The 11,412-nt window shown below is 72.8% G+C and carries 11 protein-coding genes; 2 read left to right on the forward strand and 9 right to left on the reverse strand.

Annotated elements, in window-relative coordinates:
* Positions 1-2: 2 nt before the first annotated feature.
* From ACZ5ID_RS22600 to ACZ5ID_RS22610, 3 genes are read right to left on the reverse strand one after another with little or no spacing between them, the layout of a single operon-like run.
* On the reverse strand, positions 3-1,034 hold the full coding sequence (locus ACZ5ID_RS22600) for a sugar ABC transporter substrate-binding protein (protein WP_468900767.1): 1,032 nt from the start codon (positions 1,032-1,034) through the stop codon (positions 3-5).
* Between the two features lie 25 nt (positions 1,035-1,059).
* Entirely contained in the window at positions 1,060-1,866 is an 807-nt protein-coding gene (locus ACZ5ID_RS22605; RefSeq protein ID WP_468900770.1) for an SDR family NAD(P)-dependent oxidoreductase, read from the reverse strand.
* On the reverse strand, positions 1,863-3,188 hold the full coding sequence (locus tag ACZ5ID_RS22610; RefSeq protein ID WP_468900773.1) for an enolase C-terminal domain-like protein: 1,326 nt from the start codon (positions 3,186-3,188) through the stop codon (positions 1,863-1,865). The genes ACZ5ID_RS22605 and ACZ5ID_RS22610 overlap by 4 nt, the downstream gene beginning before the upstream one ends.
* A gap of 315 nt (positions 3,189-3,503) precedes the next feature.
* Here ACZ5ID_RS22610 and ACZ5ID_RS22615 point away from each other — a divergent pair, with 315 nt between their 5' ends.
* Positions 3,504-4,505, forward strand: a complete 1,002-nt coding sequence (locus tag ACZ5ID_RS22615) for a PAC2 family protein (protein ID WP_468900776.1) — start codon at positions 3,504-3,506, stop codon at positions 4,503-4,505.
* 142 nt (positions 4,506-4,647) lie between these two features.
* On the opposite strand, the gene mshC is transcribed toward ACZ5ID_RS22615, so the two are convergent.
* From mshC to ACZ5ID_RS22635, 4 genes are all read right to left on the reverse strand, one after another.
* Positions 4,648-5,877 carry a cysteine--1-D-myo-inosityl 2-amino-2-deoxy-alpha-D-glucopyranoside ligase gene (gene mshC / locus ACZ5ID_RS22620; RefSeq protein ID WP_468900779.1) on the reverse strand — a complete coding sequence of 410 codons (1,230 nt, stop codon included), beginning with the start codon at positions 5,875-5,877 and terminating at the stop codon, positions 4,648-4,650.
* Between the two features lie 132 nt (positions 5,878-6,009).
* Complete coding sequence (locus ACZ5ID_RS22625) at positions 6,010-6,849, reverse strand: SCO1664 family protein (protein ID WP_468900782.1); 840 nt, start codon at positions 6,847-6,849, stop codon at positions 6,010-6,012.
* Positions 6,813-7,403, reverse strand: a complete 591-nt coding sequence (locus ACZ5ID_RS22630) for a DUF3090 domain-containing protein (protein ID WP_358834913.1) — start codon at positions 7,401-7,403, stop codon at positions 6,813-6,815. The genes ACZ5ID_RS22625 and ACZ5ID_RS22630 overlap by 37 nt, the downstream gene beginning before the upstream one ends.
* Before the next feature lie 96 nt (positions 7,404-7,499).
* Positions 7,500-8,204 carry a histidine phosphatase family protein gene (locus tag ACZ5ID_RS22635; protein WP_468900785.1) on the reverse strand — a complete coding sequence of 235 codons (705 nt, stop codon included), beginning with the start codon at positions 8,202-8,204 and terminating at the stop codon, positions 7,500-7,502.
* Positions 8,205-8,263: 59 nt separating this feature from the next.
* On the opposite strand from ACZ5ID_RS22635, the gene ACZ5ID_RS22640 reads away from it, so the two are divergent.
* Positions 8,264-9,277 carry a magnesium and cobalt transport protein CorA gene (locus ACZ5ID_RS22640; protein WP_468900787.1) on the forward strand — a complete coding sequence of 338 codons (1,014 nt, stop codon included), beginning with the start codon at positions 8,264-8,266 and terminating at the stop codon, positions 9,275-9,277.
* 24 nt (positions 9,278-9,301) lie between these two features.
* On the opposite strand, the gene ACZ5ID_RS22645 is transcribed toward ACZ5ID_RS22640, so the two are convergent.
* Positions 9,302-10,090, reverse strand: coding sequence for a ferritin-like domain-containing protein (locus ACZ5ID_RS22645; RefSeq protein ID WP_468900790.1), 789 nt, complete (start codon positions 10,088-10,090; stop codon positions 9,302-9,304).
* Between the two features lie 231 nt (positions 10,091-10,321).
* Positions 10,322-11,377, reverse strand: coding sequence for an LLM class F420-dependent oxidoreductase (locus ACZ5ID_RS22650; protein ID WP_468900793.1), 1,056 nt, complete (start codon positions 11,375-11,377; stop codon positions 10,322-10,324).
* Positions 11,378-11,412 lie beyond the last annotated feature (35 nt).

Consider the following 11,412-nt stretch of genomic DNA (forward strand, 5'->3'; position numbering starts at 1 on the left):
GGTCAGTCCTTCTTCTGGAGCTGGTTGGCCCACAACGCCGGGTCACCGGCGTTGGCCCTGGTCACCAGGGGCGCCGGGAGCTGGTCCTCGTACCCGCCGGGAATCTTGACGATGGTGGAGCCGTGGTCGGTGGGGCCCTCCTTGAAGGTCTTTCCGTCCAGGGCCGCCCTGGCGTAGTACAGCGCGTACTTGGCGTACAGGTCGGCGGGCTGGGAGACGGTTGCGTCGATCTTCCCGGCCTTGATGGCGTCGAGCTCCTCGGGGATGCCGTCGTTGGAGACGATGGTGAGGTGACCGGGTGCGCCCGGCGGCTTCAGCAGGTGCTTCTGCTCCAGGAGGGCGAGGGTGGGCTGGAGGAAGACACCGCCCGCCTGCATGTAGATGCCGTTCAGGTCGGGGTGGGCGGCCAGGGTCGACTGGAGCTTGGCGGAGGCGACGTCGCCCTTCCAGTCGGTGGCCAGCTCGAAGACCCGGATACCGGGGAACTTCCTGTCCATGCAGGCCTTGAACGCCTGCGAGCGGTCGCGGCCGTTGATGGAGGACAGATCGCCCTGGAACTCGGCGACCTTGCCCCTGCCCTTCAGCTGCTCGCCGAGGAAGGCGCAGGCCTTCTCGCCGTACGCCTTGTTGTCGGCCCGCACCACCATGTAGACGTCGCCCTTGTCGGGGCGGGTGTCGACGCTGATGACCGGGATCTTCCTGTCGTGCAGGGACTCCAGGGTGGAGGCGATGGCCCCGGTGTCCTGCGGGGCCATGATCACCGCTTTGGCGCCCCGGTCCATGAAGGCCTGGACGTTGGCGACGAGCTTGCCGATGTCGTTCTGGGAGTTGGTGAGGGGCAGCGCCGAGACCTCGCCCCCCTTCGTCCCCCGCTCGATGTACTGCTGGTAGGAGTTCCAGAAGTCGCCGTCGCTGCGCGGCAGGTCGATACCGACCTTCTTGTCCCCGGCGCCGCCCGATTCGCGGTTGCAGCCCGTCAGTGCCCCGGCCGCCAGGAGGACGCAGCAGGCGGCGGTGGTCGTACGCACTCTCATGGTCGTGTCCTTCGCGGTTCGCGGCTCAGTGGGTGGGGCGCGTGCGCAGGCCCTGCATACCGCCGTCGACGGCCAGGGCGGTACCGGTCACGCAGGAGGCGGCCGGGCTCGCCAGATATGCGATGGCGGCGGCCACCTCGTCGGCGGTGACCAGCCGTCCCATGGGCTGGCGGGCCCGCAGCGCCGCCCGCTCGGCCTCCGGGTCCTCGGCCCCGGCCAGCAGCCGCTCGACCCACGGGGTGTCGGCCGTGCCCGGGTTGACGCAGTTCACCCGGATCCCCTCGGCCACGTGGTCGGCGGCCATGGCGAGGGTGAGGGAGAGCACCGCGCCCTTGGCGGCGCTGTACAGGGCGCGCCGGGGCAGGCCGGCGGTCGCGGCGATCGAGCAGGTGTGGGTGACGGAGACGTGGCCGGGCCGGTCCCGCGCGGCGCGGCGCAGGTGCGGCAGCGCGTGCCGGGCGACCCGGACCATCCCGAGGACGTTGACGTCCAGGACGCGGTGCCACTCGGTGTCGTCGTTGTCCTCCACGGTGCCGGTGGCGCCGGTCCCGGCGTTGGGGACGAGGGTGTGCAGGGCGCCGAACTCCCCCACGGCCCGCTCCACCGCCTCCCGTACGACCGCGTCGTCGCCGACGTCGGCCTCCAGGGCGAGGGTGCCGGGCGGGGCGCCGGCGACATCGCGGTCGAGGACGGCGACGCGGGCGCCCCGGGCGAGGAGCAGCCGGGCGGTGGCCGCGCCGATCCCGGAGGCGCCGCCGGTGACCAGTGCGGCCAGGCCGGCGAAGTCCCGGGGGGCGGCGCCGGTGGCGGTGAAGTCCTGGGGCACGCTCATGAGATGACCTCCTCGGCCGGCCGGCGGGAGCGCCAGGCCGGGCCGTCCGGATAGCGGTGGGCGGCGATCGACTCGGGGCGCATCCGGGCCGAGAAACCCGGTGCGGCCGGGGCGCGGTACCGGCCGCCCTCGATGACGGCCGGGTCGGTGAAGTGCTCGTGGAGGTGGTCGACGTACTCGATGACCCGGTCCTCGCGGGTGCCGGAGACGGCCACGTAGTCGAACATCGCCAGATGCTGGACGAGTTCGCACAGGCCGACGCCGCCCGCGTGCGGGCAGACCGGCACGCCGTACTTGGCGGCGAGCAGCAGGATCGCCAGGTTCTCGTTGACGCCGGAGACCCGGGCCGCGTCGATCTGCACGAAGTCCACCGCGCCCGCCTGGAGCAGTTGCTTGAACACGACCCGGTTGGCGACGTGTTCGCCGGTGGCCACCTTCACCGGCTGTCCGGCCCGCACCGCCGCGTGGCCGAGCACGTCGTCGGGGCTGGTCGGCTCCTCGATCCAGTACGGGGCGTACGGGGCGAGCGCGGCCATCCAGCGCAGCGCGTCGGGCACGTCCCAGCGCTGGTTGGCGTCGACGGCGATGCGGATGCCGGGCCCGACGGCCGCGCGGGCCAGGCGCAGACGCCGTACGTCGTCGTCGAGGTCGGCACCGACCTTCAGCTTGATCTGCGCGAAGCCGTCCGCGACCGCCTCCTTGGCGAGCCGGACCAGCTTGGCGTCGTCGTAGCCGAGCCAGCCGGGCGAGGTGGTGTACGCGGGGTAGCCCTCGGCCCGCAGCAGCCGGGCCCGTTCGGCGCGGCCCGGTTCGGCGGCGCGCAGCAGGGCGAGCGCCTCCTGCCGGGTCAGGACGTCGGTGAGGTAGCGGAAGTCGACGAGGGAGACCAGCTCCTCGGGGGTCATGGCGGCGAGGAACTCCCAGACGGGCAGGCCGGCGGTGGTCGCGGCCAGGTCCCAGGCGGCGTTGACGACCGCGCCGGCCGCCATGTGGATGACGCCCTTCTCGGGGCCGAGCCAGCGCAGCTGGGAGTCGTGGGTGAGGTCGTGGTGGAGGGCCGCGAGGTCGGCGGCGTCCCTCGGCGCCGGGCGGCCCACCACGTAGGGCCGCAGCGCCTCGATGGCGGCGGCGGTCACCTCGTTGCCCCGGCCGATGGTGAACACGAAGCCGTGGCCCTCGGTGCGGGCCGGGCCGTCGGTGCGCAGCACCACGTAGGCGGCCGAGTAGTCCGGGTCGGGGTTCATCGCGTCCGAGCCGTCCAGCCGCTCCGAGGTGGGGAAGCGGATGTCGTGGACGTCGAACCCGGTGACACTCGGCCTCATGCGCGCCCCCTGTGGCTGAGTCCTGACGGAAGAACTCTTGCGACGAACTTCTGCTCGAACATCCGACCTCGCATGGTCATCCGATGTATGAGGATGTATAGCGCCGTCCTGACCCTGCGGTCCAGGGGTGGGACCGAGGTTTTCACTCAACAGCTCGGATGAATCAAGGGCGAGCTTCGGCCGTGCCCCGGCTTTCACTCCTTCATGCGCGGATCACTCCGGCGGGGAGCGGACCGTGCACGGGGGCTGCGGCGGGGTAGTGCTGAAGCCGTAAGGTTGGGACGTACGCAAGAGAACTTCGGAGGGAGGCACTGGGTGATCGAGCTGGAGGGAGTTCCCGAGCTGGTCGACCCGGTCATGATCGCCGCGTTCGAGGGCTGGAACGACGCGGGCGACTCCGCCTCCTCAGCCGTCGCTCACCTGGAACGCGAGTGGAAGGGCGAGGTCTTCGCCGCGCTCGACGCCGAGGACTACTACGACTTCCAGGTCAACCGGCCCACCGTGTTCCTGGAGGGCGGGGTCCGCCGGATCACCTGGCCGACCACCCGGCTCTCGGTCGTCCGGATCGGCGGCGACAAGCCGCGCGATCTGGTGCTGGTGCGCGGGATCGAACCGTCCATGCGCTGGCGCTCGTTCTGCAACGAGATCCTCGGCTTCGCGCACGAGCTCGGCGTGGAGATGGTGGTGATCCTGGGCGCGCTGCTCGGGGACACCCCGCACACCCGCCCGGTGCCGGTCAGCGGGGTCACCTCCGACCCCGACCTGGCCCGCACGATGGATCTGGAGGAGACCCGGTACGAGGGTCCGACCGGCATCGTCGGCATCCTTCAGGAGGCGTGCACCCACGCGGGCGTCCCGGCGGTCAGCCTCTGGGCCGCGGTACCCCACTACGTGTCGCAGCCGCCGAACCCCAAGGCCACCCTCGCCCTGCTCAACCGCCTCGAAGACCTCATCGACCTGCGCATCCCGCTGGGCGAGCTGGCCGAGGACGCCCGGGCGTGGCAGCTCGGGGTGGACCAGCTGGCGGCCGAGGACAGCGAAGTGGCCGAGTACGTCCAGACGCTGGAGGAGGCGCGGGACACCGCGGACCTCCCCGAGGCGTCCGGCGAGGCGATCGCCCGCGAGTTCGAGCGGTATCTGCGCCGCCGCGACGGCGGCCCGGGGCCCGGTGGCCCGGTGGCCGGCGGGCACGCCACGGAGGGCAGCGAGTCCACCTCGTATCTGCGCGACACCAGCAGCGGTCGCACCCGGCCGCCGAAGCCGTCGCGCGAGGACAAGCCGGAGGACCCGGGCGAGGGCGAGTCGTCGGAGGGCTGAGCGGGAGCGTCCGGCCGGGGCGCGCGGCCCGGCCGCGGCTCCGGTTCCTCGCCGCCGGGCGGGACGCGGGCCGGGCGGGACGGGGCCCGGCATGCGAAGGCGCCGGGGGGCAGGGCCCGCCCGGCGCCTGAGCGATCCGGCCTTACAGCGCCACGCCGAGCAGCGCGTCGACGGCGCGCGAGACGACGCCGGGCGCGCTCTCGTCCGTACCGCCCTCGCCGCGCTGGAGCTCGGCCCACCGGTCCACCGCCCGGAGCGCCTCGGGGGCGTCCAGGTCGTCCGCGAGGGCGTCGCGGATCTCCTCGACCAGCGCGTCCGCGGACGGCCCGTCGGGGCGGGAGACGGCCGCGCGCCAGCGGGCCAGCCGCTCCACGGCGTCCTGGAGGACCTGGTCGGTCCACTCCCAGTCGGCCCGGTAGTGGTGCGCGAGCAGCGAGAGGCGGATCGCCGCCGGGTCGACGCCGTCGCGGCGCAGCTTGGAGACGAAGACCAGGTTGCCCCGGGACTTCGACATCTTCTCGCCGTGCAGGGCGACCATGCCGGCGTGGACGTACGCCTTGGCCATCGGGAACTCGCCGGTGAGCACCTGGGCGTGCGAGGCGCCCATCTCGTGGTGCGGGAAGGCGAGGTCGGAGCCGCCGCCCTGGACGTCGAAGCCCATGCCCAGGTGGTCCAGGGCGATGGCGACGCACTCGATGTGCCAGCCCGGCCGGCCGCGGCCCAGGCTCGCGCCGTCCCAGCTCGGCTCGCCCTCGCGGGCGGCCATCCACAGCATCGGGTCGAGCGGGTTCTTCTTCCCCGGGCGCTCGGGGTCGCCGCCGCGCTCGGCGGAGAGCCGCCGCATGGCCTCGGCGTCGAGGCGGGAGACCTGCCCGAAGTGGGCGTCGCTCTCCACCGAGAAGTAGATGTCGCCGTCGAGTTCGTAGGCGGCGCCCAGGTCCCGCAGCCGCTCGACGAGCGGCACGATGCCCGGTATCGCCTCGACGGCGCCGATGTAGTGCTCGGGGGGAAGCATCCGCAGGGCGGTCATGTCCTCGCGGAAGAGGGCGGTCTCGCGCTCGGCGAGCGCGGTCCAGTCGTGCCCGTCGCGGATGGCCCGCTCCAGGAGCGGATCGTCGACGTCCGTGACGTTCTGGACGTAGTGGACCTGCCGCTTGGTGTCGAGCCACACGCGCTGCACGAGGTCGAACGCGTTGTAGGTCGCCGCGTGACCCATGTGGGTCGCGTCGTACGGCGTGATGCCGCAGACGTAGATACGGGCGACGGGACCGGGGTCGAGGGTGACCGGACCGCCGGTCGCGGTGTCGTGGATCCGGAGGTCGCGGCCCTTGCCGGGCAGGGCGGGGACCTCAGAAGCGGGCCAGGCATACATGTCATGAGCGTAACCGGACGCACGCTCCAGATTCGAACCGGATGGCCGCTCTTGGCCGAATGAGGACTCTTGCGCGGATGGGGCGGCCCGTGCATGCATCCCGCTTGCCCCGATACGTCACCGGCGGCGGGGCTACACCGGTGGCCAGGGGATCGGCGGCCACTCACCGGAAGGGCTGCGGTGCACCCCGTCGGCCAGCAGACCCGCCACCCGGCCCCGCAGGGCGTCCAGCTCGGCGGCGGTGATCAGCTCCGCCAGTCGGGTGGCCAGCGGCTCCCCGGGGGCCAGCGCGGCGGCGAGGCGGGTCAGCGCCGCCACGGCCTCAGCGGTCAGCGGCTCGCCCGCCCAGCCCCACAGGAGCGTGCGCAGCTTGTCGTCGACGTTGAAGGTGACCCCGTGGTCGATGCCGTAGAGCCGGCCGCCCTCGGCGGGCAGCAGATGGCCGCCCTTGCGGTCACCGTTGTTGATCACCGCGTCCAGGACGGCGAGCCGGCGCAGCCGCTCGTCGTCGGCGTGCACCAGCAGGGCCGTACGGCCCTCCCCCACGTCCGCGAGCCCGACCGGCTTCCAGCCCTCGCCCGGCTCCTCGCCCTCGACGAGCGCCAGCAGACCGTCCTGGCCGGAGGCCCCGGTGTTCTCGGCGGGCGGCTCGATCCACAGCTGGACCATGCCCTCGCCGTACGGCCCGTCGCGCAGCACGGTCGGCGGCACCAGGTCCCAGCCGAGCGCGGCGCAGACCTCGTACGCGGCGACCTCGCGCTGGGCGAGGGTGCCGTCGGGGAAGTCCCACAGCGGGCGCTCGCCGGCGACCGGCTTGTAGACGCAGTGGGCGGCCGAGCCCTCGTACGAGACGGAGCAGTAGAGCACCGCGTTGGACGCCTCGCGGATGCGGCCACGGACGGTGAGTTCGCCCTTGGCCAGCAGTTCCACCGGCGTCAGGCTCCCCGTCGGTATCCGTTCTGGCGCGGGCATACGTGTCCTTCCGGGTCGAGCGGCAGGCTGCACAGCGGGCACGGCGGGCGCCCCGCGTTGACCACGTCCAGGGCGCGCTTGGCGAACGCGCGGGCCTGGGCGCCGGTGAGGCGCACCCGCAGCATCGGCGGGCCGTTCTCGTCGTCCTGGAGCAGCCGCTCCTCGGCCTCGGCGAGGTCCTCGTCGGAGTCGGCGTCGAGCTCGACCAGGGCCTGGGCCTCGATCACCATGCGCTGCTCCTCGCCGTCCCAGGCGAGCGCCATCGTGCCGACCCGGAACTCCTCCTCCACCGGCGAGTCCAGCGGCGCGGTGTCGGTGACCTCGGCGGGGGCGACGGCCGGTACCGGCGCGTTGCCGCCGGTGCGCCGCACGACCTCGTCGAGGAGCTCGTCGATCCGCTCGGCGAGGGCGGCGACCTGGGTCTTCTCCAGGGCGACGCTGGTGGTACGGCTGCCCGCGGACGCCTGGAGGAAGAACGTACGGCGCCCGGGCAGCCCGACCGTACCGGCCACGAAGCGGTCCGGTGGGTCGTAGAAGAACACCTGACGGGACACGTCCTGGTCTCCCTATGTCGAGAGTGAGCGATGAGCGCGGGGCCGCCGGGGCGCAGCGCGGTGTTTTCGGCCCGTCCACCCTACTGCGCCCGGCGATCACGGTGCTCCCGCGCCACCCCCCACGACGGCCCGGCCCTCGGCGGCCGGGTCCGCGTCCCCCTTCGGCTCCCTCGGCGCCAGCGAGGCGAGGTCCCCGGTCTCCCCCAGCCGCACCAGGAACGGGCGCAGCCGGGTGTAGCGGATCACGGTCAGGGAACACGGTTCCACCGAGATCCGCTGAAAGAGGTCCAGATGCATTCCGAGGGCGTCGGCGACGACCGACTTGATGATGTCCCCGTGCGAGCACACGAGGAACACGGCGTCCGGCCCGTGTTCGGCCTCCACGCGCGCGTCCCACTCGCGCACCGCGTCGACGGCCCGCCGCTGCATGGCCGGCATCGACTCGCCGCCCGGGAACGCCGCGGCCGACGGGTGCTGCTGCACCACCTCCATCAGCGGTTCTTCCATGAGCTCGGCGAGTTTGCGGCCCGACCAGTCGCCGTAGTCGCACTCGCTGACGCGCTCGTCGGTGTGGAGGGCGAGATCGGGCCGCGCGTCCAGGAGCGGGCGCAGGGTCTCCCGGCAGCGCTCCAGCGGGCTGGAGACGGCGGCGGCGAGCGGCAGTCCGGCGAGCCGGGCGGGCAGCGCGGCGGCCTGGGCGGCGCCGCGCTCGTCCAGCGGCACACCGGGGGCGCGCCCGGCCAGCACGCCCGAGGTGTTGGCGGTGGAGCGTCCGTGACGTACGAGGATCAGCGTGGCCATGTCCGCCAGCGTAGGCCGAGCGGTGCGCACAGGTGCGGGCGGTACGGTTTCGCGGAAGAATGCGCGCCGTGATCGTCGACTGCGCCATCTACCGGGACGGCCGCCGCACCGAGGGACCGCCGGACTACTCCGACGCGCTGGAAGAGGCCCGCTCGGCCGGGGACGGGTTTGTGTGGCTGGGCATGTACGAGCCGACCGAGGACGAGTTCGAGCTGGTCAGAAGCGAGTTCGGACTGCACGCGCTGGCGGTCGAGGACGCGCTGACGGCCCATCAGCGGCCCAAGCTGGAGGTGTACGACGACTCGCTCTTCGCGGTCCTCAAGCCGGTGACGTACGAGGCGGAGAGCGACACCGTGAGCACCGGGGAGCTGATGCTGTTCATCGGCGACTCGTTCGTGGTGACCGTCCGGCACGGCGAGGGCTCGCCGCTGCACGATGTGCGGACGCGTCTGGAGGCCGAGCCCGAACTGCTGCGGCAGGGTCCCAGTGCCGTCCTGTACGCGGTGAGCGACGCCATCGTCGACCACTACATGGAAGTGGCCGCAGAGCTCCAGACGGACCTGGAGGAGCTGGAGGCCGAGGTCTTCGCGCCGGTCGGCCGGGAGAGCAGGGGCCGCGCCCAGGCGGGCGGCACGGTGGCCTCCCGGATCTACACCTTCAAGCGGCAGGTGCTGGAGTTCCGCCGGGCGACCGGACCGCTGGCGGAGCCCATGCAGCGGCTCGCGGGGGCCGGGGTGCCGTTCGTGCCCGACCGGGCGCGGCCGTTCTTCCGCGACGTCAGCGACCACCTCACCCGCGCCAACGAAGGCGTGGACAGCCTGGACCGGCTGCTCTCCGACATCCTCTCCGCCCATCTCGCGCAGATGGGCGTGCGGCAGAACGACGACATGCGCAAGATCTCCGCGTGGGCGGCGATGGCGGCGGTGCCGACGATGGTCGCGGGGATCTACGGCATGAACTTCGAGCACATGCCCGAACTCGGCTACGTCTGGGCCTATCCGGCGGTCCTGGCGCTGATGGTGCTGCTCGAAGTGGTGCTGTACCGCACGTTCAAGCGCCGCGGCTGGCTCTAGGGATCCCGGGCCCCCGGCCCCCCGTCACGCCAGCCCGGGCGCCGGGAGGGCCGGTCCGCCGAGCGCGTCACGGCGCTCGGGCATCGTCAGGGAGACCATCCGCCGCCAGCCGGCCGCCCGTTCCCAGGCGTACATCAGGTGGACGCCGGCCGTCAGCGCCGCCGACTTGGCCCGCGACCAGCCCAGGAGGCGGCCCATGTGGGCCGTCACGGCGAGGCCGACGTCCCGGTAGACCCGGATCTCGGCGAGCGCGTACTCGCGCAGCACCCGCTGGATGGTGCGGCCGTGCCCGGCGCGGGCCAGGCGCAGCAGCTCCTCGTGGCAGTAGGCGAGGTGGCTGTCCTCGTCGTCGCTGATCATCCGGACCGCCCGGCCCACCTCGGGGTGGTCCCCGAAGTACCGCACCAGCATCGCCATCTGCTCGGCGGCGCGCTGCTCGGTGACCCGGCTGTGCGCGAGGTAGGTGATGACGTCCCGCTCGGTGAGCGGTCGCTCGGCGCGCAGCCGTTCGTGGGCGAGGCCGATGCCCCGGCGCTCCAGGAGCATCGTGTAGTCGGTCGACGCCGGTACCGGCACCGGGGTGAGGCCGCGCTTCTTGAGCAGGGCGCGGAAGATCCGCCCGTGCTTGTCCTCGTCGGCGCCGTGCCGGGCGATCCTGGGGGCGAGGTGGCCGAGCTCCGGCGGCACCAGGGCGGAGATGCGGCCGTTCTCCCACCCGCCCTGGCTCTCGCCGCCGGCCGCGATCGAGCAGAACAGCCGGTACGACTCGTCGTGGTCGAGGATCTCCTGGAACAGGCTCTTGGCCGAAAGCATCGCCGTACCTCCGCATGACTCCCGTACAGACATCTGCAAAGAGCAAGTCAAATGCTCAGGACAGAACGGGGCAACAGGGGTGGCTCTGCGCTGGGCCGAACGAAGGAACGCGCCGGGGCGCCACCGCCCGTAACCGACGGGGCGCACGGCGCGTTGTTGAGGGTGACGGCCGTGGCGGGGAAGACCCCCCGAGCCCCCACCACGGCCGCGGACTTCCCTCCGCCTTCCCGGTTACGCGAGACCGGCGTGCTCCAGCGCCTCCATGCCCGCGCGCAGGGCCGCGACGCGCTCGTCGAGCGTGAAGCCGGCCGGGGCGAGGGTGAGGGTGGTGACCCCCGCGGCGGCGTAGGCCCCCATCCGGTCGGCGATGCGCTCCACCGAGCCGAGCAGGGTGGTGGAGTCGATGAGCTGGTGCGGGATGGCGGCGGCGGCGCCCGCCTTGTCGCCCGAGAGGTACTTGTCCTGGATCTCGGCGGCCTCCTTCTCGTACCCCATGCGCTGCGCGAGCTGGTTGTAGAAGTTCTGCTTGCGGCTGCCCATGCCGCCCACGTAGAGCGCGGTGTACGGGCGGAACATGTCGGCGAGGGCGCCGACGTCGCCGTCCGCGCCGAGCGCCAGCGGCAGCGTGGGGCAGATGTCGAAGCCCTCCAGCGTCCTGCCCGCCTTCTCGCGGCCCGCCCGGATGTGGCGGATCGCGGTGTCCTCCAGGTGGTCGGCGGAGGGGAAGATCAGCAGCGCGCCGTCGGCGATCTCGCCGGTCTGCTCCAGGTTCTTGGGGCCGATGGCGGCGATGTAGAGCGGGATGTGCTCGCGCTCGGGGTGGACGGTGAGCTTGAGCGCCTTGCCCGGGCCGCCGGGCAGCGGCAGCGTCCAGTGCTCGCCCTCGTAGCTGAGCCGCTCGCGGGTCATCGCCCGGCGGACGATCTCCACGTACTCCCGGGTGCGGGCGAGCGGCTTGTCGAACTTGACGCCGTACCAGCCCTCGGAGACCTGGGGGCCCGAGACGCCGAGACCCAGACGGAACCGGCCACCGGAGAGCGAGTCGAGGGTGGCGGCGGTCATCGCCGTCATCGCGGGCTGGCGGGCCGGGATCTGGAGGATGGCGGAGCCGACGTCGATCCGCTCGGTCCGGGCGGCGACCCAGGCCAGGACGGTGGGCGCGTCCGAGCCGTAGGCCTCGGCGGCCCAGCAGACGTCGTAGCCGAGCCGGTCGGCCTCCTGGGCGACGGCGAGATTGTCGCCGTCCATTCCGGCGCCCCAGTAGCCGAGGTTGATCCCGAGCCGCATGACGGTCCCCTTACTGATCAGTAACGTCCCTGTTC

The sequence above is a fragment of the Streptomyces sp. NPDC031670 genome, from assembly GCF_055580545.1.